The sequence below is a fragment of the Cellulosimicrobium sp. SL-1 genome, from assembly GCF_011033075.1.
Lineage (GTDB): Bacteria > Actinomycetota > Actinomycetes > Actinomycetales > Cellulomonadaceae > Cellulosimicrobium > Cellulosimicrobium funkei.
In genome coordinates, this window is sequence record NZ_JAACJC010000001.1 from 26,242 (window position 1) to 45,275 (window position 19,034).

General features: G+C 76.1%; 19 protein-coding genes and 3 tRNA genes. 12 read left to right on the forward strand and 10 right to left on the reverse strand.

What is annotated here, in order from left to right; all coding sequences use genetic code 11:
- Window positions 1-33 precede the first annotated feature (33 nt).
- Window positions 34-1,071: an EamA family transporter RarD gene (rarD, locus tag GWJ10_RS00085; protein WP_163184449.1), complete on the reverse strand. Its 1,038-nt coding sequence runs from the start codon at window positions 1,069-1,071 to the stop codon at window positions 34-36.
- 130 nt (window positions 1,072-1,201) lie between these two features.
- Between rarD and GWJ10_RS00090 the strand changes: the two genes are divergently transcribed.
- The 6 genes from GWJ10_RS00090 to GWJ10_RS00115 all read left to right on the forward strand — a co-directional run bounded on the left by GWJ10_RS00090 (window position 1,202) and on the right by GWJ10_RS00115 (window position 2,835).
- A tRNA-Tyr gene (locus GWJ10_RS00090) sits at window positions 1,202-1,283 on the forward strand.
- A 166-nt stretch (window positions 1,284-1,449) separates the two neighbouring features.
- Window positions 1,450-1,522, forward strand: a tRNA-Thr gene (locus GWJ10_RS00095).
- 61 nt (window positions 1,523-1,583) lie between these two features.
- A tRNA-Met gene (locus tag GWJ10_RS00100) sits at window positions 1,584-1,660 on the forward strand.
- An 86-nt stretch (window positions 1,661-1,746) separates the two neighbouring features.
- On the forward strand, window positions 1,747-1,917 hold the full coding sequence (gene rpmG / locus GWJ10_RS00105) for a 50S ribosomal protein L33 (RefSeq protein WP_021482899.1): 171 nt from the start codon (window positions 1,747-1,749) through the stop codon (window positions 1,915-1,917).
- Window positions 1,918-1,945: 28 nt separating this feature from the next.
- Window positions 1,946-2,404, forward strand: a complete 459-nt coding sequence (locus tag GWJ10_RS00110) for a MaoC family dehydratase N-terminal domain-containing protein (RefSeq protein WP_076405063.1) — start codon at window positions 1,946-1,948, stop codon at window positions 2,402-2,404.
- Window positions 2,401-2,835, forward strand: coding sequence for a MaoC family dehydratase (locus GWJ10_RS00115; protein WP_163184450.1), 435 nt, complete (start codon window positions 2,401-2,403; stop codon window positions 2,833-2,835). Before GWJ10_RS00110 ends, GWJ10_RS00115 begins: the two co-directional genes overlap by 4 nt.
- Before the next feature lie 88 nt (window positions 2,836-2,923).
- On the opposite strand, the gene GWJ10_RS00120 is transcribed toward GWJ10_RS00115, so the two are convergent.
- On the reverse strand, window positions 2,924-3,955 hold the full coding sequence (locus GWJ10_RS00120) for a hypothetical protein (protein ID WP_061268513.1): 1,032 nt from the start codon (window positions 3,953-3,955) through the stop codon (window positions 2,924-2,926).
- Window positions 3,952-4,488 (reverse strand): SigE family RNA polymerase sigma factor, encoded by a 537-nt coding sequence (locus GWJ10_RS00125; protein WP_255181242.1) that lies wholly within the window; start codon window positions 4,486-4,488, stop codon window positions 3,952-3,954. Before GWJ10_RS00125 ends, GWJ10_RS00120 begins: the two co-directional genes overlap by 4 nt.
- 239 nt (window positions 4,489-4,727) lie before the next feature.
- On the opposite strand from GWJ10_RS00125, the gene GWJ10_RS00130 reads away from it, so the two are divergent.
- Complete coding sequence (locus GWJ10_RS00130; protein WP_163184451.1) at window positions 4,728-6,257, forward strand: Tat pathway signal sequence domain protein; 1,530 nt, start codon at window positions 4,728-4,730, stop codon at window positions 6,255-6,257.
- A gap of 9 nt (window positions 6,258-6,266) precedes the next feature.
- Here GWJ10_RS00130 and GWJ10_RS00135 read toward each other — a convergent pair whose 3' ends face one another.
- Window positions 6,267-7,409: a LacI family DNA-binding transcriptional regulator gene (locus GWJ10_RS00135; protein WP_061268511.1), complete on the reverse strand. Its 1,143-nt coding sequence runs from the start codon at window positions 7,407-7,409 to the stop codon at window positions 6,267-6,269.
- Window positions 7,410-7,601: 192 nt separating this feature from the next.
- Here GWJ10_RS00135 and GWJ10_RS00140 point away from each other — a divergent pair, with 192 nt between their 5' ends.
- The 3 genes from GWJ10_RS00140 (at window position 7,602) to GWJ10_RS00150 (ending at window position 11,679) form a co-directional block, all read left to right on the forward strand.
- Window positions 7,602-9,089 carry an MFS transporter gene (locus GWJ10_RS00140; RefSeq protein WP_241005604.1) on the forward strand — a complete coding sequence of 496 codons (1,488 nt, stop codon included), beginning with the start codon at window positions 7,602-7,604 and terminating at the stop codon, window positions 9,087-9,089.
- A complete protein-coding gene (locus GWJ10_RS00145) occupies window positions 9,086-10,399 on the forward strand; it encodes an MFS transporter (protein ID WP_163184453.1) in 1,314 nt (437 codons plus the stop codon). The genes GWJ10_RS00140 and GWJ10_RS00145 overlap by 4 nt, the downstream gene beginning before the upstream one ends.
- A 92-nt stretch (window positions 10,400-10,491) precedes the next feature.
- Window positions 10,492-11,679: a UDP-N-acetylmuramate dehydrogenase gene (locus GWJ10_RS00150; RefSeq protein WP_163184805.1), complete on the forward strand. Its 1,188-nt coding sequence runs from the start codon at window positions 10,492-10,494 to the stop codon at window positions 11,677-11,679.
- 87 nt (window positions 11,680-11,766) lie between these two features.
- On the opposite strand, the gene GWJ10_RS00155 is transcribed toward GWJ10_RS00150, so the two are convergent.
- The 3 genes from GWJ10_RS00155 to GWJ10_RS00165 all read right to left on the reverse strand — a co-directional run bounded on the left by GWJ10_RS00155 (window position 11,767) and on the right by GWJ10_RS00165 (window position 14,263).
- Window positions 11,767-12,753 carry a L,D-transpeptidase family protein gene (locus GWJ10_RS00155; protein WP_241005605.1) on the reverse strand — a complete coding sequence of 329 codons (987 nt, stop codon included), beginning with the start codon at window positions 12,751-12,753 and terminating at the stop codon, window positions 11,767-11,769.
- Between the two features lie 156 nt (window positions 12,754-12,909).
- Window positions 12,910-13,305: a GntR family transcriptional regulator gene (locus tag GWJ10_RS00160; RefSeq protein ID WP_163184454.1), complete on the reverse strand. Its 396-nt coding sequence runs from the start codon at window positions 13,303-13,305 to the stop codon at window positions 12,910-12,912.
- Window positions 13,298-14,263 carry a hypothetical protein gene (locus GWJ10_RS00165; RefSeq protein WP_163184455.1) on the reverse strand — a complete coding sequence of 322 codons (966 nt, stop codon included), beginning with the start codon at window positions 14,261-14,263 and terminating at the stop codon, window positions 13,298-13,300. Before GWJ10_RS00165 ends, GWJ10_RS00160 begins: the two co-directional genes overlap by 8 nt.
- 127 nt (window positions 14,264-14,390) lie before the next feature.
- Between GWJ10_RS00165 and GWJ10_RS00170 the strand changes: the two genes are divergently transcribed.
- Both GWJ10_RS00170 and GWJ10_RS00175 read left to right on the forward strand, forming a co-directional pair.
- On the forward strand, window positions 14,391-15,719 hold the full coding sequence (locus GWJ10_RS00170; protein WP_163184456.1) for an aminoglycoside phosphotransferase family protein: 1,329 nt from the start codon (window positions 14,391-14,393) through the stop codon (window positions 15,717-15,719).
- A gap of 64 nt (window positions 15,720-15,783) precedes the next feature.
- Window positions 15,784-16,176, forward strand: a complete 393-nt coding sequence (locus GWJ10_RS00175) for a hypothetical protein (RefSeq protein ID WP_009861934.1) — start codon at window positions 15,784-15,786, stop codon at window positions 16,174-16,176.
- 72 nt (window positions 16,177-16,248) lie between these two features.
- Here GWJ10_RS00175 and GWJ10_RS00180 read toward each other — a convergent pair whose 3' ends face one another.
- Genes GWJ10_RS00180 through GWJ10_RS00190 form a run of 3 tightly spaced genes read right to left on the reverse strand, consistent with a single transcriptional unit; the run spans window position 16,249 to window position 18,931 of the window.
- The gene (locus GWJ10_RS00180) at window positions 16,249-16,923 is read right to left on the reverse strand and encodes a response regulator transcription factor (protein ID WP_061268507.1); all 675 of its coding nucleotides are present in this window, start codon (window positions 16,921-16,923) and stop codon (window positions 16,249-16,251) included.
- Window positions 16,920-18,551, reverse strand: a complete 1,632-nt coding sequence (locus GWJ10_RS00185; protein WP_085388841.1) for a HAMP domain-containing sensor histidine kinase — start codon at window positions 18,549-18,551, stop codon at window positions 16,920-16,922. The genes GWJ10_RS00180 and GWJ10_RS00185 overlap by 4 nt, the downstream gene beginning before the upstream one ends.
- Before the next feature lie 41 nt (window positions 18,552-18,592).
- On the reverse strand, window positions 18,593-18,931 hold the full coding sequence (locus GWJ10_RS00190; protein ID WP_163184457.1) for a hypothetical protein: 339 nt from the start codon (window positions 18,929-18,931) through the stop codon (window positions 18,593-18,595).
- Window positions 18,932-19,034 lie beyond the last annotated feature (103 nt).

Consider the following 19,034-nt stretch of genomic DNA (forward strand, 5'->3'; position numbering starts at 1 on the left):
AACGGTGCTGGGTCCCACCGTAGTCGAGCGTGCTCAGCGGCGGGCCGCGAGGCGCGTCGCGCGGGCGGTGCGCAGACCGTCGACCGACAGCACGACGAGCGCGAGCCAGACGAGCCCGAAGCCCGCCCACCGCGTCGGCGACATGGGCTCGTGGAACACGAGCAGGCCGAACAGGAACTGCAGCGCGGGGCCCAGGTACTGCAGGAGGCCGACGACGCTCAGCGGCAGCCGCCGGGCGGCCGCGCTGAACAGCAGCAGCGGCAGGGCCGTGACGATCCCGGCGGAGGCGAGCAGCAGCGCGTGCCCGACGCCCTCGGTGCCGAACGTGCCGGCTCCCGTGGCTCCCAGCCACCCGAGGTAGACGAGCGCGACGGGCGTGAGCACCGCCGTCTCGACGGCGAGCCCCGGGAGCGCCTCGACGGTGCGGCCCACCCGGTTCTTCACCAGGCCGTAGAGGCCGAACGAGCCGGCGAGGACGAGCGCGATCCACGGCAGTCCGCCGGTACCGGTGCTGATGACGACGACGGCGGCCGCGCCGACGCCGACCGCGACCCACTGCGCGGGCCGCAGCCGCTCGCGCAGGACGGCCACGGCGAGGAGCACGGTGACGAGCGGGTTGATGAAGTACCCGAGCGCGGCGTCCAGCACGTGGCCGGAGAGGACGCCGTACACGTAGACCGTCCAGTTCGTCACGATGAGGACGGCGGCGACGGCGAGCGTCCCGAGCGTCCGGGGTGACCGGAGGGCGGCGACGAAGCCCCCGAGCTGGCGCGTCGCGGCGAGCAGCACGAGGCAGAAGAGCAGGCTCCACACGACGCGGTGGGCGATGATCTCGAGCGGTGCGGCCGGCTCCAGGAGCGGGAAGTAGAGGGGCATCGCGCCCCAGAGGAAGAACGCGCCGGCACCGAGCAGCAGGCCCCAGCGGTCCGTCGGGGCGGGTGCGCCGCGGTCCGTGCCCGACGGCGCGGGTGCCGCGGCGTCGGACGGTGCGGCGGGGACGGACGGGGCGTCGGGGGGCGCGGGCGTCCCGGTGCCGGGGAGGTGGTCCGGCGCGGGGGAGGGGTGGGTCACCGCACCACTGTACGGAGGGGCGCCCACACGCGGATTTCGCACCTGGTCCGCTCGGGCTGTATCGTTGGCTCGCCCGCACGGCAGGGGCTGCACCTGGTGCAGCGTCCACCGGCGAGCGACAACTCCACACGGCAGGTTGCCCGAGCGGCCAAAGGGATCTGACTGTAAATCAGACGGCTCAGCCTTCGGGGGTTCGAATCCCTCACCTGCCACCGGAGCGACGGGGCGTCACCCACGGGTGGCGCCCCGTCGTCGTGCCGGTCCGGTGCGTGGGGCGTGCCCCGCGAGCGCGTCGCCGGGCAGGGTCCGACGGCCCGGAAACGGCGGAACGACGCCGATTTCTCTCGGCGCCATGTTCCGTGTAGAGTTTTCCGCGCTGCCCCGATAGCTCAGTCGGCAGAGCGTCTCCATGGTAAGGAGAAGGTCAAGGGTTCGATTCCCTTTCGGGGCTCTGTGGTGACGCGGGGTCGTCTTGCTGGAATACTGCAAGGCGACCTCGCGTTCAGTCACGCGGCGGGGTAGCTCAGATGGTTAGAGCGCACGACTCATAATCGTGAGGTCGCGGGTTCGATCCCCGCCTCCGCTACCACTTTCGACAACCTCGTACGGCGGCCGGCGTCGTGCGACCTGCACAGCACATGCGCCCTCCGGAGGCGCGAGAGGTGGCTCACTACCGTGGCAAGCAAGAGCGCTGACGTTCGCCCCAAGATCACGCTGGCCTGCGTGGACTGCAAGGAGCGCAACTACATCACGAAGAAGAACCGTCGCAACGACCCGGACCGCCTGGAGCTCGCGAAGTTCTGCCCGCGCTGCGGCAAGCACACCGCGCACCGCGAGACCCGCTGAGCCTCCGGCTCCGCGCCCGCGACCCGCAGTGAGCGTCAACCTGGCCTATGTCGGCCGCGAGTACCCGGCCAACGCGCCGTACTCGGTGGGGCGCGAGAAGCTGCGCGAGTTCGCGGGCGCCGTCGGCGCCACCCACCCCGTGCACCACGACCTCGTGGCGGCGCGGGGTGCTGGCTATCCGGACCTCGTCGCACCTCCGACCTTCGCGGTCGTCGTCGCCCAGCGGGCGGAGGGGCAGCTCATCGAGGACCCGGAGGCGGGCATCGACTTCTCGCGCGTCGTCCACGCGGACGAGCGCTTCACGCACCACCGGCCGATCGTCGCGGGCGACGAGCTCGTGACCGTGCTGCACGTGGACTCGATCGTCGAGCGAGCCGGCCTCGCGATGGTCACCACGCGCTGCGAGATCGCGGCCCTGTCCGACGCCGGCGCCGAGCCGGTCGCGACCGTCACCTCGACCCTCGCCGTCCGCGGGGAGGGCGCATGAGCACCGACGTCACCCGTCCCGTCCTCGCCGACCTCTCCGTCGGCGACGTGATCGGCACGCGCACGGTCGAGGTCGACCGCGCCCGCCTCGTGCGGTACGCCGGTGCGAGCGGCGACTTCAACCCCATCCACTGGAACGACGCGTTCGCGGCCGAGGTTGGCCTGCCGGGCGTCATCGCGCACGGCATGTTCACCATGGGGGCCGCCGTCGCGCTGGTGGAGGACTGGGCCGGTGACCCGGGCGCGGTCGTCGACTACCAGACGCGCTTCACCCGCCCCGTGCCCGTGCCCAACCCGGGCGTCGCGACGCTCGAGGTGACGGGCACCGTCGGCGCGATCGACGACGAGGCGGGCACCGTCCGCGTCGACCTCACGGTCACGTTCGAGGGCGCGCGCGTGCTCGGCAAGACGCAGGCCGTCGTCCGCCTCTGACCCGCGGTCGCCCGGGGCGACCACGCGCTCCTGACGCCACGAGGGCGCCGCACCCGGCCGGGTGCGGCGCCCTCGTCGTCTCGAGGACTCAGCAGGTCTTCCAGCAGTCGGGGCCGCCGCTCGCCGGGGGCGGCCCGGCGACCTCTCCCTCGTCGAGATACGTGGTGTGCAGCACGACGTGCTGCAGTGCGGCGGCGCCGTCGCCGTCCGACCCCGCGGTCGGGGCGTCGGCGGTGGGCTCGGAGCCGGACGTGCCGAGATCGACGTCGAAGGTGAGCTCGAGGAGCCGGTGCTCCGCCGTGTCGTAGACGAGCCGCACGATCCGGTTGCTCTGGTCCTGGCCGACCCATTCGAGGCCCTCCCCGGTACGCCCCTGCGTGTCCTGGACGGCGCCGAGCGGGGTGCTGGCCGCCAGCCCGGTGAGCGTCGCCCAGAGCCCGTCGCGCACGGCGGGCGAGGTGGGGCCGCTGTGCAACAGGTTCCACGTCTTCTGGGCGAGCGCGTCCTCGTTCACGGTCCCGACCTCCGCCCGGACGCTGTCGCGCAGGAGCGCGTCGAGCTCCGCCGGGTCCGTCGGGAGCGTGGCGAGCTCGTCCCAGCCGAGCCGGACGTGCTCCCCGTCGATGACGAGCGACCCGAACGTCGAGCCGGGCGAGGGTTCCATGGCGTCGTCCCCCTCGAAGGCTCGGTACGAGTCGCCCTCCGGATCACGCGCGGTCCAGTACGTGATGCCCTGCGAGCGCTCCTCGGTCCGTCCGTCGCTGGTCGTCTCCGTGCTGGTCGTCAGGGTGCGGACGCGCCAGTACGGCCCGTCGGCCGGGCCGTTGCCCTGCGGCCTCCCGTCGGGGACCGGCGCCGCGGCGTCGCCGCCGCTCGCCGGAGCGATCTGCGACGGGTGCGTGGGACTGGGCTCCGACCAGTAGGACGCCGCACCCACCCCGCCGGCGACGACCGCGAGCGCGCACAGGCCCGAGACCACGGTGCGGCGCCGTCGTCGGCTGCGGCGGGCCGTCGGGAGCACGCGGTCGGTGTCGACGTCGATGCGGGGGGCGAGCGTGTCGACCCGTGCGCGCAGCGCGCGCACGAACGTCTCGTCGTCGGTCGGAAGGGTGCCGGTCATGGCTGCCTCCTGTCGGTCCGGTCGGTGGGGCGGTGGTGCGGCGCGCCGGCGGTGCCGAGGACGGAGCGGAGCTGTCCGAGCCCGCGGGACGCCGTGGACTTCACGGTGCCGACGGAGACGCCGAGGTCGTCGGCGACCTCCCTCTCGCTCAGCCCGACGAGGTGGCGCAGCACGACGACCCGGCGCTGGCGGGCCGTGAGCGTCGCGAGCGCGCGGACGAGGGCGTCCCGCTCGGCGTGCTGGTCGGCCCGGGCGTCGCTCGCCGTCTCGGGTAGGTCGGGCGGAGCGACGAGCACCTCCCGTCGTCGGCGGCGCCACGTGTCGACCCGCAGATTGGCGAGGGTGCGGCGGGCGTACGCGTAGGGATCGCGCTCACGGGCCGTGCGCCAGTGCAGGTACGTGCGGGTCAGGGCCTGCTGGACGAGCTCGTCGGCCAGGTGCGCGTCGCCGCACAGCAGCCACGCGGTGCGCGCGAGCCGGGGAGCGGCGCTCGCCATGAAGTCGCTGAACTCCTGCTCGTGCGACGTGACCACCCGGACGACGGGGAGCAGGGCGTCGGGTGGTGGGCTCTCGTCGGGCTGGTCGTCGGCCGAGAGGGCGATCGCGTTCACGGTCATGACTGTCACACGCGCGAGGGCTCCCGAAGGTTGAGTCTCCGGCGTGCGATGCGGCGCACCGGGTTCGATACGTCTCGCCTCGGCACACCCCTTTCGCCGTGAGAGCGCTCCCACTATGGTGGGTCGCGCCACTCACGACGTCGAAGGAGACGCTCATGACCCAGCTCGACGGCCGCTCTGGACGGCCCGACCTCACCGCGCACGACCCCGGTCCCGCTCGCGGCGTCGACCGCCGCACCGTCCTCGCCCTCGGTGGCGCGCTCGCGCTCGCGGGGCTGACCGCGACCCCGGCGGCGGCCCGCTCGGGTGCGACCCTGCCTGCGGCGACGGGCGCCGTCGGGCGGACGGCCGGCGTCCCGGCGCGGGGCCGCGCGGCGTCGGTCCAGCGCGCGCACGGCTTCCTCGCCGCGGCGACCGACGCCTACCCCGAGGTGAACCCCGGCCCGCGGCTCGCGCAGTCCTACGCCGACCAGCTCGGGCTGTTCTCCACCGCGTTCGTCTACGACAACGCCCTCGCGATCCTCGCGACGCTCACCGCGGGGCACCGCCACCTCGACCGCGCGCGGGCGCTCGGCGACGGGCTCGTGTTCGCGCTCGAGCACGACCCCGACCACGACGACGGCCGGCTCCGGCAGGCGTACAACGTCGGTCCCTACACGTTCTACGACGGCACGCCGCAGGAGCACGGGCTCGTGCTCCCCGACGGGACGGCGAACGTCGGGTGGCAGTTCGGCTTCCTCGGGACGGCGGTCGGGGACATGGCCTGGCCGGGCATCGCCCTGCTGCACCTGCACGCCGTGACGCGCGAGCGACGCTACCTCGACGCCGCCCGGCGGATCGGCGAGTGGATCGTCGCGCACACGTGGTCGCAGGCGCCCCTCGGCGGGTTCTCGTTCGGCGTGGACGGCGGCAACGCCCCGATCCCGAACGGCTCGACCGAGCACAACGTCGACTGCGTCGCGTTCTTCCGCCAGCTCGGGTCCGTGACGCGCGACCGGCGCTGGAGCCGTGCCGCCGAGCACGCGCGCGCGTTCGTCGACCGCATGTGGGAGCCCGACGGCGGCTACCTCTACACCGGCACGAACGACGGCACCGAGATCAACCGGGACCCGCTCCCGCTCGACCCGCAGACGTGGGGCTGGCTCGCGCTGCGCGAGCGGCGCTACGCCCGTGCCCTGGACTGGGCGGACGACGCGCTGGCCGCGCGCGACGTCGCGGGCGAGGGGGTGTCGCAGCTCCCCGCGGGCACGGTCGTCGAGGGCGTGACGTTCTCGAGCGCGAGCCTCACGTCGACGGCCTCGTACAACGACCTGCCGGTGCACCCGCAGGGCGTGTGGCTGGAGGGGACGGCGCAGCTCGCGTCGGCGCTCGCGGACCGCGGGGCGAGCGGGCGGGGGAGCCGCGACGACCGGCGGCGGGGGCGCCGGGGCTGCGAGCGGGACGACGACCGGGTCCGCGCCGAGGGCCTGCTGCGGGAGGTCCAGGGCGTGCAGGAGGGCGTCGGCGCCGGTCAGACGGTCGGGGGCGCGCCGCTGCCCGAGCGCGCGGGCGTCGTCGCGGCGTCGAGCCTGCTCGACTCGGGGTTCGGGTTCGGGTACTTCCAGGTCCAGCACGTCGGCGCGACGTCGTGGTACCTGCTCGCCGCGGCGCGCGCGAACCCGCTCCAGCCGGGCCGGCTGGGCTGACGCGCGGGCTCAGGTGGTGGGGGCGGGGCCCGTCGTCGTCCCCACCACCAGCTCGACGTCGAGCTCGACCGTGGTGGGCGCCTCGCCCGCGAGCTGGCGGATGACGGCCAGCCCCAGCTCGGCGCCCTTGCGCGCGAGCGGCTGGTGCACGCTCGTCAGCACGTCGGGGGCCAGCCACGGGAGGTCGAGCCCGTCGAAGCCCGCGACCGAGACGTCGTCGGGCACGCGCAGCCCGAGCTCGCGCGCGGCGAGCAGCGCGCCCGCGGCGAGGAGGTCGGAGTGGGCGATGACGGCGGTCGGCCGGGTCGCGGGGTCGGCCGGCTCGGTCGTCCCGTCGGCCGCGGGGCGGCCGAGCAGGGCGAGCGTGGCGGAGCGGCCGTGCTCGACGAGCGAGGCCTCGGTCTCCCAGCTCGCGACCGGCTCGACGACGTCGCGCACGCCCGCGAGGCGGTTGGCCGTCGGGGTGCGGTCCACCTGCGCGAGCCGCGCGGCGTCGAGCGGTCCGCTGCGGTCGGACGTGTCGAGGGGGAGCGAGACCTCGGCGATGCGCGTGTGCCCGAGCTCGACCAGGTGCCGCACGGCGTCCGCGGTGCCCGCGCGGTCGTGGATGAGGACGAGCGGGGCGCCCTCGACGGGGCGGCCCTCGCCGACGACGACGGGCACGCCGCGCCGCTGGAGCGCGGCGAGCGTCGCGTCGTCCGTGCCGACGCCCCACACGAGCACCGCGACGTCCATGGCCGCGCTCTCGACGAGCGGGTCGACGGCGCGTGCGGGGTCGTCGGACGGGATGCCGGGGATGAGCAGCACACCGAGGCCGTTCTCGCCCAGGGTCGAGACGAGGCCGTCGAGCACCTGGACGGCGACGGGGTCGCGGAACGCGCGGCGCAGCTGGTCGCCGACGACGACCCCGACGACGCCCGACCGGCCCGAGCGGAGCTGGCGGCCCAGCGGGTTCGGTCCGGTGTACCCGAGCTCCTTCGCGGCGTCGAGCACGCGCGCGCGGGTCTCCGGGGTGATCGGCCCGGCGCCGGAGAACGCGAGGGAGGCCGTCGAGACGGAGACCCCCGCGAGCTCGGCGACCTTGGCGAGCGTGGGCCGGTGAGCCGGCGCGGCGGGCGCCGCGGGCTCCCGGTTCCCGGGGGTGTCGCTCATCACGCTCCCTGCCTCCCGCGGGCGCGGGATTCTCGATTGACGCGCGGCCAGCGTACCCGCACACTGGTGACCATGCCTCGAATCGATTCGAAGCGCACTCTCGTCCGTCGGATCGAATCGATTCGAGGAGGTGCTGCGCAGTTCTCGTCCGGCCCCGAGTCCGACGCCCGCGCCCTGGCCAGGGCCCGATGGGTGCTCCTCGGGGTGTTCGCGCTCAACGGCGTCATGATGTCGAGCTGGCTCGCGCGCCTCCCCTCCGTGCGCGACGCGCTCGGCCTGGGCCCCGCAGACCTGGGCGTCGTGCTCCTCGCGGGCGCCGTCGGCGCGCTCCTCACGGTCACCGCGGCCGGGCCCTTCGTCACGCGGTTCGGCGGCCGGGTCGCGTTCGCCGTCTCGGCGGGCCTGTTCGGCGTGGCGTTCCTCCTGCTCGGGCTCGGCCCCGCCACCGGGTCGGTCGCGCTCCTCGCCGTGGGCATCTTCGTCAACGGCATGGCGTTCTCGCTCGGCAACGTGCCGATGAACGTGGAGAGCGCGGGCATCGAGCGGCGCGTCGGGCGCACGATCCTGCCCCAGTTCCACGCCGCGTTCTCCGTCGGCGCCGTCGTGGGCTCGCTGGTCGGCGCGGCGTGCGCGCACGCCGAGGTGCCCGTCGTCGTGCAGTTCGTCGCGACCGGGGTCGTCGCCACGGTGTGGCGGCTCGCCGCGATCCCCGCCACGGTCCACGACACCCTCCCGACGCGGACCCCCGCCCGCGGCACCGCGGCGCCGGCCCCGGTCGACGCGCTCGGCGACGCCGTCGTCGACGTCGAGACGGCGGGTCTGCGCGCGCGCCTCGCCCGTCGCGGTGCCCGGCTCGGCGCCGCGCTGTCGGCGTGGCGCGAGCCGCGCACGCTGCTCATCGGGCTCGTCATCCTCTCGGCCGCGCTCTCCGAGGGCTCCGCCAACGACTGGCTGTCCCTCGCCGTCGTGGACGGGTTCGCCCAGACCGAGGCCGTCGGCGCGGTCGTCTTCGGCACGTTCGTCGCCGCCATGACCGTCATGCGCCTCGCGGGCACGCGCCTCATCGACCGGTTCGGCCGCGTCACCGTGCTCCGCGCGTCGGGCGTCGCGTCGATCGCCGGTCTCGTGCTCTTCGGGTTCGCACCGACGCTCCCGCTCGCGGCCGTCGGGGTCGTCCTGTGGGGCTTCGGCGCCGCGCTCGCGGTGCCCGTCGGGATCGCCGCGGCGTCCGACGAGCCCCTGCGGGCCGCGAGCCGTGTCTCGGTCGTGTCGGCGTTCTCCTCGATGGCGTCGCTCGCCGCGCCGCCGCTCCTCGGCCTCGCCGCCGAGGCGATGGGCGCGCGCCACGCGCTCGTCCTCATCGTCGCCGCGATGGTTCTCAGCGTCCTCCTCGCGCGCCAGGTGGCGCCCCTGGGCACCGCCGCTGCCCGCGCGGCGCGCCCGGCGCGCGGCACCGACGACGCCGCACCCGTCGCGGTGCAGGATGGTCCGGTGGACGTCCTGACCCCCGGCGCGCACGGCGCCCCGGACGCCGTGGGCGCCCCCGCCCCGGCCGACGGCGCCCGTCGCCGCCGCCCGTGGCGCAGCGTCCGCGCGGGCGCCTCCGCCACCGCCCACCGGGCCGCGTCCCGCCGCCCCCGCACCCGCCCGTCGCACCGCCGCGAGGAGACCTCCGCATGACCACCGCCCGACCCGACCGCCGCGTCGTCGCCCTCGCCACCTGGTCCGTCTTCGCGGTCTTCTTCCTCAACGGGTTCAACTTCGCGACGTGGGCCTCCCGCCTGCCCGCGGTGCGGGACTCGCTCGGCTTCACCGAGGCGCAGATGGGCCTCCTGCTGCTCTTCATGGCGGTGGGGTCGCTGCTCGCGCTGCCGCTGTCCGGGATGGTCGTCCAGCGGCTCGGCGCCTCGAAGGCCGTGACGGTCTTCGCCGTGACCAACGTCGTCGGGCTCGTCACCGCGGTCACGGGCGTCGCGACGGGGGAGGACGTCGTCGTGCGCGTCGGGCTGTTCCTCGCCGGGATCGGCACCGGCGTGTGGGACGCCGCGATGAACCTCGAGGGCGCCGCCGTCGAGCAGCGGCTCGGCAAGGCGATCATGCCGCGCTTCCACGCCGGGTTCTCGTTCGGCACCATGGCCGGCGCCGGCGTCGGTGCGCTCATGGCCGCGCTCCACGTGCCGGTCCAGGCGCACCTCACGGCCGCCGTCGTGCTGAGCCTCGTCGGCGTCCTGTGGTGCGTGCGGTTCTTCCTCCCCGCGGGCAAGGTGGACCACGCGGTCGCCGAGACCGTCGAGGACGCCGCCGGTGCCGACCCCGCCGCAGCGGCCGGGAGCGGGGCCTCGCACGGCACGGGCAAGGACGAGCGCGGGGCCCTCAGCGCGTGGACCGAGCCGCGCACCCTCCTCATCGGGCTCGTCGTGCTCGCGGCCGCGCTCACCGAGGGCGCCGCGAACGACTGGGTGAGCCTCGCCGTCGTCGACGGGTTCGGCACGTCCGACGCGATGGGCGCCGTCGGGCTCGCCGTGTTCCTCACCGCCATGACCGGGATGCGCCTGCTCGGGACGGGCCTGCTCGACCGCTACGGCCGCGTCGCCGTCCTGCGCCTGGGCGCCGCGCTCGCGCTGCTCGGTCTGCTCGTGTTCACGCTGTCCCCGAACCTCTGGGTCGCGCTCGTCGGCGTCGTCGCGTGGGGCATGGGTGCGGCGCTCGGGTTCCCCGTGGGGATGAGCGCCGCGTCCGACGACCCCGCGCGCGCCGCCGTGCGCGTGAGCGTCGTCGCGACGATCGGGTACTCCGCGTTCTTCATGGGGCCGCCGCTCATCGGGTTCCTCGCCGAGCACGTCGGCTACCGCGGGGCGCTCCTCGTGATCGCCGTGCCCGTCGTCGTCGGCCTGCTGGTCGTCGGCGCTACGCGCCCGCTCCCCACGGCCGCCGGTGCCGCGGGCCAGCAGGCCGCCCAGGGCGCGGACCGCGCGGGGCGCGCCGACTGACGGGGAACCCGAACTACGCTGGACGGGTGACCTGCGAACCTGCCGCCCCCGTGGACCGTGACCTGCCCGAGATCGTCGGGACCGCCCCGGGGCTGCGTCCCGAGGCCGTCGGGACGCCGTCGCTCGCCGAGCTGACGACGCTGCGCGTGGGCGGGCCGGCGGACCGGTACGTCGAGGCGCACAGCGAGGCGGAGCTGCTGGAGATCGTCCGGGCCGCCGACGAGGCGGGGGAGCCGCTCCTCGTGGTCGGCGGAGGCTCCAACCTGCTCGTCGGCGACGAGGGCTTCGGCGGCGTCGTCGTGCGCGACCTGCGGCGCGGCATCACCGTCGACGCGGAGGACTCGTGCGGGGGCGCGAGCTTCCACGCCCCGGCGGGCCAGGACTGGGACGAGCTCGTGGCGCGCGCGGTCGCGGAGGAGTGGGTCGGGGTCGAGGCGCTGTCGGGCATCCCCGGCACCGTGGGCGCGGCGCCGGTCCAGAACATCGGCGCGTACGGGCAGGACGTCGCGGGCGTGGTCTCGACCGTGCGGGTCTGGGACCGCGCGCGCTCGCGGGTGCGCACGCTCGCCCTGGGCGAGCTGGCGTTCGGCTACCGGACGTCGCTGCTCAAGCGCAGCATGCACGTGGACGCCGGCGCCGGGTCCGACGACGACGGCCCCTGGTACCCGTCGCCCCGCTACGTCGTGCTCGACGTGGGCTTCCAGGCGCGGCTCGGGTCGTTGTCGGCGCCGGTCGCGTACCCCGAGCTGGCACGCACGCTCGGGGTCCAGGTCGGGGACCGCGCGCCGAGCGCGGACGTGCGCGCCGCGGTGCTCTCCCTGCGCGCGCGCAAGGGCATGCTGCTCGACGGCGTCGGCCCCGACGTCGACCCCGCGGCGGGGCCCGACCACGACCGCTGGAGCGCCGGGTCGTTCTTCACGAACCCCGTCGTCCCTGCCGAGCAGGCGGACCTGCTCCCGGCCGAGGCCCCGCGGTACCCGGTCCGCGCGGCGACCCCGACCCGGACCACCGGCCCGAGCCTCGGCGAGATCGACCCGACGCTCGTGAAGACGTCGGCCGCGTGGCTCATCGAGCACGCGGGCTTCACCAAGGGGTTCGGCGTGCACGGCCCGTCGAGCCTCGCGCGGCTGTCGACGAAGCACACGCTCGCGCTGACGAACCGCGGCGGGGCGAGCGCGGAGGACGTCGTCGAGCTCGCGCGCGCGGTGCGCGACGGCGTCGTGGAGGCGTTCGGCGTCGAGCTCGTGCCGGAGCCGGTGCTCGTCGGCGTCGCGCTCTGACCCGCCCGTCGCTGAGTGCATGATCTCGTCGCGTTCGGACCCCGCCGCCGCGACGAAGTCATGCACTCAGCGCACCGGGGGCTCGGCTCAGTAGACGAGGACGGTGGTGCCGGGGTCGGCGCGCCAGGTGTCCCAGAGCCAGTTCATGGCCGAGTTCGCGACGCGGACGCACCCGTGCGACGCGGGCCACGGCGGGATCGACCCCGAGCCGTGCACCGCGATCCCGCCGGTGAAGAACTTGGGGCGCCACATGTCGCCGAGCTCGAGACTGGACGAGTGGTTCCCGTCGACCTGCCGGCCTACCTGGAACGTGCCGCGCGGCGTGCTCGCGCGGTAGGTGCGCCCCTTCGCCTCGTACGACTCGCCGTTCCCGGACGACGCGTTGACCACCGTGACGACGCGACCGTCCTCGACGGCGAGCAGGAGCTGACGGTCGAGGTCGATCTCGACGACCTTGCCCGACCCGCTGCGCGGCTGCGGCGTGACGCCCTCGTCGAGCGCGGCCTGGGTCGCGGGCCCGACGACGCCGTCGCGCGAGAGGCCCGCCGCCTTCTGCAGGGCCCACACGGCCTGCTGGGTGCCGCCGCCGAAGTCGCCGTCGGGCGCGCCGATGAAGTAGCCGAGGTCGGCGAGGCGCTGCTGGAGGGCGACCACCCGCTCGCCGGTCGCCCCGCGCGCGAGCTCGACCGGCTCCGGCGGGGCCTCGGGCGTCGGCGTGGGCGTGGGCTCGGCGGCCGGCGGCGGCGTGCTGGGCTCGGGCGTCTCGGTGGGCGTCGGGTCGGGCTCGGGCGTCTCGGTGGGGGTGGGCTCCGGCGCCGTGGTGGGCGCGGACGGGCTCGGGCTCGTCGGCGCCGGCGAGGTCGGGCTCTCGGAGGCCGACGGCGTCCGCCCGGGCTCCATGTCCGGCAGGCCCGCCTGGCAGCCCGCGAGCGCCAGCGCGGCGGCGAGCGCGGGCACGACGGCGCGCGCGACCGCCCGCCGGACAGGCCCGTGACGGCGCGGTGCCGCCGTCGGTCGCGCGCCGGTCGCGGGCGCGCTCGCCGTCGCGGGCGAGCGGACGGTTCCCTGCTCCACCTGGTCCCCCTTCGTCTGCCGCGGCGTCGCCGCGATGGTCCATCATGCGCCGTCCGCCGCGCCCGGTCGGACGACGGCGCCGGTTTCTCGGCGGATCGTGACCCGGTCGTGACGCACGGTCTGTGGCGCCGGTCGGTGCCCGGTCCGTGCCGGAGGTCAGTGCGGCGCGCCCCGGTCCGGGCGGTGCGCGTCGAGCAGCGCGCCGCGCAGGACGTCGACGATCGCGTCGTCCGACAGCCCGGCCTCGCGGCCGGCGCGCACGAGCTCGTGCGCGGCGTGGCGCGCGGCGACGTCCGTGGGGGAGACGCCGTCGGCGACGACCGTCCCGGCCCGACGACGCGTCGTGACGACCCCGGCCGCCTCGAGCTCCCGGTACGCGCGCGCCACCGTCCCGGGGGCGAGACCGAGGTCGGTCGCGAGCGCGCGGATCGTGGGCAGGCGGTCCCCGACGCGCAGCCGCCCGGCCGCGACGTGCGCGACGACCTGGCTCCGGATCTGCTCGTACGGGGCGAGGCCGGTGCGCAGGTCGATCTCGACGCGCAGCTCACCCATCGCGACGCCCGTGCCCCGCGGACGCCGGGGCGGCGACCTCAGCGTCGGGGTCCGGGGCGGGACGCGCGCCGACGGCGACCGCCACGAGGGCGATCACGACGGCGACGACCACGAGCACGACCGCTCCGGGGTAGCCCGCCCGGGCGGCGGCGTTCGCGCCGTAGGCGAGCGTGCCGGCCGCGGTGAGTCCGAGCGCGAGCTGGGTGCCGCGCAGGACCCGGTGCGCGGACGCGCGACGCAGCGCGAGGTCCCACCCGGGCTCGACGCGCGGGACGGCGGGGCGGCGCGCGACCAGCCGGAGCACGCCCTCCGCGCCGGCCACGAGCAGCACGGCGCCGGCCGCGAGCCAGGCGCCGTAGAACCACCCGGGGTAGGGGCTGGTCGTCGACGTGACGTCGCCCAGCACGCGCGTCACGGACCGCCCGTCCGACCCGGCGGTGAGGCCGCCGACCGCGGTGAGCACGAGCACGAGGGCACCGAGGGCCCAGGTGAGGCGGCGCAGGCCGCGCGGCGCGACGTCGGACACCGTGCGCGGGCGCAGCGTGGCCGCCCGGACCGCCGTGCGCTGGCGCGGCCAGGTGCGCTCGCCGACGGCGTGCGCCCCGAGGAACGCCAGGCCGACGAGCGCGGGGGAGAGCCCCACGAGCACGCCCTCCGCGAGGCCGCCGACGGCGGTCGTCACGGCCTGCACGAGGACGGCGCCCACGAGCGCGGCGGCGGTCGCCGCAGCGACGCCGACGGTCGTCGCGTGCCGTCGGGCGGCGCGGCGCACCGGGTCCCCGTCCGCGAGCCCGTGCAGGGCGGGCGCCGGCTCGCGGGTCAGCGCGCGCACAGCGAGCACCACGAGGGCGCCGACGCCCGCGAGCGCGGCGAGGGCGACGACGCTCCACAGCAGGTCGTATCCGGCGGGGAGGAACAGCTCGACCCCGTCCGGCTCCTCGGAGACACTTTGTATCAACACATCGATACATTCCCACGGACCCGCCCGCGGGTCAAGGGTGGCCGGGCGGCCCGGTGCGGACTCGATGAGAGGACTCTCATCGCGCTCTCACCCCCGTTCCACGCGCGCACGGTGCCCTGGGCGCATGACGATCGCCCCCGCCGTCCCCGACCAGCGCGCCTGGCTCGACCTGCTCACCGGTCCCGACGCGGGCGGCCTCCTCGACGCGGCGCTCGGGGCCGACGGCGCCGCGCTCGGCACGTGGCGCGTGCACCAGGTGCACGCGCGCCCCGGCGCGGAGGTCACCGTCGGGTACGACGTCGTCGCGCGCCGCACGCTCCCGACCCGGCCCGGCGGGGCGGTCTCGACCGTCGACGCGACCGCGTACCTGCTCGCCACGACGGCACCCCTGCCGCCCCACGCCGTCGGGCCGGGCGTCGCGCGCCTGGAGGACGGGCCGCGCGTCGTGCACGTGTGGCGGCACCCGGCCGACCCGGCGCTGCCCGCGCTCGCCGCGGCGTGCGACGCACCCGGGCTCACGCGCCGCCTGGACGACGCGGGCGTGCTCGCCCCGGGCGAGGCCGTCGAGTCGGTGACGATGGTCGCCTACCGGCCGCTGCGGCGCGCGGTGCTCCGCGCCCGGACGCCCTCCCGCACGCTCTACGTCAAGGTCGTCCGGCCCGGCCGGGCGCGCGCGCTCGCGCGCCGCCACGACCTCCTCCAGGACGGGGCCGTGCGCGCCCCCCGGTGCCTCGTCCGGGACGACGACGGCCTCGTGGCCCTCGAGGAGGCGCGCGGGCCGTCGCTCGCGCAGCACCTCGCGGTATCGGGACCGGAAGCGCAGCCCGAGGCGATCGACCCGCACGAGCTGCTCCGTGCGCTCGACGCGCTGCCGGAGCGCGCGACGACGCTGCGCCGTCGGCCCGCGTGGGCGGAGCGCGTGGAGCACTACGCGACGTCGGCGCTCGCGGTCCACGGTCTCGACGCCGAGCGGGTGCGGCACGTGGCGCGCGGCGTCGGGGACGCGGTCGCGACGCGCGACCCGGGCCCCGTCGTGGCGACGCACGGCGACTTCTACGAGGCGAACGTCCTGCTCGCCGCGGGCCCGGACGCCGTCGACGTCCCGGGGGCGACGGCCCGGCCGCGTGTGGCCGCGCTGCTCGACGTGGACACGCTCGGGCCGGGCCACCGCGTGGACGACCTCGCGTGCCTCGTCGGGCACCTCGCCGTCCTGCCCGCGCTCGCGCCGACCGTGTACGGGGGCGTGGGCGGGCTCGTCGAGCGGTGCCTCGCGGTGTTCGGGACCGCCGTCGACCCGGTGGGGCTGCGCGCCCGGGCCGCGGGCGTCGTGCTGTCCCTCGTGCCGGGCGCGGGCTCGCGCGAGCTCGCGGAGGCCTGGCTCGCGGTCGCCGACGGGCTGCTGCCGGTTCCTGAGAGCACTCTCATGACGACCTCCTCGGTGTCTCACGCGTGAGCGGGAGGCTCGAGACCTGCACGGCCGAGGGGTCGTGCGCACCATCGGACGAAGGAGAAGCACCATGAAGGCACGCAGCGCATGGATCGTCACCGGGGCGCTCGGCGCGGTCGGTCTCGGGGCCACGATGGCCGCCGCCCAGGGCGCGCTCGACGCCCCCGACGAGGCGGTCGTCTCCCCGTCGGTCGAGGTGACGACGTCCGACGCCGCGACGGCCGCGGCGACCGCGTCGGCCACCCCGAGCCCGACGGACGTCCAGAACGGGACGTCGATCACGACGGTCACCGCGGGCTCCGCGAACACGTCCGCGTCGCCCACGACGGCGGCCTCCGCCGTGACGAGCCAGACGGCGAACACCGCCAACACCGCCCCGACGGCCGACACCGCGGGCACCGCGCAGACGGCGAGCACGCCGGCCAGCCCGGTAACCCCGCCGTCGCCGCAGTCCGCGACCTGACCGGGCCCGGGCCTCGCCGCCCGCGCCCGCACGACGCCCGTCCCGGCCTCCGGGGCGGGCGTCGTCGTCGGTTCAGGAGCGCCGCGGCGCGTCCGCGAGGCGGTAGCCCATCCCGCGCACGGTGACGAAGTGCTCCGCGCCGAGCTTGTTGCGCAGGTACCGCACGTACACGTCGACGACGTTGGAGCCGGGGTCGAAGTCGTAACCCCACACGCGCGAGAGGAGCTGCTCGCGGCTGAGGACCTGGCCGGGGTTTCGCAGGAACGCCTCGGCGAGCGCGAACTCGCGCGCGGAGAGGTCGACCTCGCGGTCGGACGTCCGGGCCCGCCGCGTGCGCAGGTCCAGGCTCAGCGCACCGTGCGTGAGCACCGTGACCTCGCCCGCGGGCTCGCTGCGCAGCCGGAGCCGGATGCGCGCGAGGAGCTCCTCGAAGCGGAACGGCTTGGCCATGTAGTCGTCGGCGCCGCCCTCGAGCCCGGCGACGGTGTCCGTGACCGACGTGCGCGCCGTGAGGATGATGACGGGGATCGCGTTCCCGGTCTCCCGCAGCCGGCGCAGCACGGTGAAGCCGTCCTGGTCCGGCAGGCCGAGGTCGAGCACGAGGAGCGCGAAGTCGCCGGTGCTCGCGAGGTCGAACGCCTCGCGGCCCGTCGCGACCGTGGTGCTCGCGTAGCCCGCGGCGCGCAGCCCCTTGGCCACGAACGACGCGATGCGGGTCTCGTCCTCGGCGACGAGGATCTGGCTCACCGGGTGGTCCTTCCGTCGGGGTCGGTGTCGTTCTCGGTGCTGCTCTGGGTGCCGTTGTCGGTGCCGGTCCGGGTGCGGGTCTCGGAGCCCGACCCGGGGTCGTTCGGCCGCGCGTCCGGCGTGTCCGGCGGCAGCTCGGGGGTCGCGGCGGACGGCGCCGTGGGTGCGGTCGGCGCGGTGGCCCCGTACGGGGCCGCGGCGTCGCCGGCCGGCCCGGCGGCCTGCCCGGGGACCGGCACGAGCGGCAGGTCGAGCGTGAACGTCGACCCGACGCCGGGCGTCGAGGCGACGTGGACGCGGCCGCCGTGGCCGTCGGCGATCGCGGCGACGATCGCGAGCCCCAGCCCGGCGCCCTCGGGGTGCGCCGCGCCGGGCGTGGTGGCCTGCGCGAACCGCTCGAAGATCCGTTCCTGCTGCTCGGGGGCGATCCCGACGCCCTCGTCGCGGACCCAGACGCGCACGCGCGCGCCGTCGTCGGACACGGCCGAGCCGAGCGCGACGGCCGACCCGGGCGCCGAGAACTTCACCGCGTTGGCCGCGAGCTGGAGGAGCGCCTGCGTGAGGCGCTGCGCGTCGGCCCGCACCGCGACGTCGGCGCGCGCGTCGACGAGCCACCGCCGGTCGCCGAGCGTGCGGACCTTGTCGTGGACGTCGTCGAGCAGCCGCCCGAGGTCGGTGTCGAGCGGGCGCACGAAGTCCGGGCGCCCGGCGGTCGCGAGCGTCACGAGGTCGTCCACGAGGCGGTTCATGCGGTCGAGCTCGTCGAGCGCGAGGTCGCGCGTCTCGGTCGCGTCGGTCGCGTCGTGGGGGTCCATGAGCTCGAGGTGGCCTCGCACCACGGTGAGGGGCGTGCGCAGCTCGTGCCCGACGTCGTCGATGAGCCGGCGCTGCGAGTCGAACGCGCCCTCGAGCCGGTCGAGCATGCCGTTCACGGTGCGGGACAGGTCGGAGAGGTCGTCGTTGCCCGTGACCGGGATCCGCGCGGAGAGGTCGGTCTCGCCGATGCGCTGCGCGGTGCGCGAGAGCGTGCGGATCGGGAGCAGGAGCCGGCCGGCCACGACCCAGCCGACGACGCCGATGAGCACGAGCGCGCCGAGCGCGACGACGGCGTACGTGCGGAAGACCTGGGCGAACTCGGCGTGCTCCGCCGAGCGGTCGTAGGCGAGGACGAGTGCCGCGGGCGGCCCGGCGCCGTCCGCCCCGGTCGCACGCACGGGCGCGACGAGCGCGCGGTAGTCCGCGGTCGCCGTCCCGACCGAGCGCAGCACCACGTGGTCGCCCGCCACGAGCGGCGACAGCGCGGCGACGAGCTCGGCGTCCTCCTCGAGGCGCAGGCGCACGTCCTGCTGCGACACGAGCGGCGTGCGACCCTCGCGCAGCCCGAGCACGCCCTCGTTCTGGGCGGGCACGGTGAGCTGGATCGACGCGACGACGACGTCCTCGGCGGACCGGAACGGCTCGCCCGTCACGGGGTTCACGCCGGAGCCCGCGATCCGCCGGAGCTCGTTCGCGCTCCGCACGAGGCTCTCGTCGATGCGCGCGTCGAGCTGGCCGCGCTGCAGGAACCACGCCGCGCCGCCCGCGAGGAGCAGCGCGAGGGCGGACAGGCCGAGGAACGCCGCGAGCATCCGGGTGCGGACCGTGAGCCCCGCGCCACGCGCCCGGCGCCTCACCCGTCGCCCCGGTCCGGGCCGTCGCGGTCGTCGTCCTGGTCGTCGGTCGTGTCGGCGTCCGGGTCGTCCCCCGAGTCGTCCTGGTCGTCGTCGCTCGACGGCGGGGCGGGCGTGACGCGGTCGTCGTCCGTGTCGTCGTCGTCACTGTCGCGGTCGGTCGGGCTGGGCGTCGGGGCCGGCGTCGTCGGGGTCGCGGCCGGGGGAGCGGGCGTCACGACGACGGCCACGCCGACGTCACGGTCCCGCGGCCGCGCGGCGAGCGCGCCCGCCGCGGCGGCGCCGGCGAGGACGAGCACGAGCGCCCCCACGAGCCACGCGACGGTCCGGCGAGTCATGGACCCAGTATCGGAGAGCCGGATGAGACGCACATGAGAGTTTGCGCGACGAGCCGGCACGACGCATGTATCTTGATGTCAAGATTGTTGACGTCTAGATACT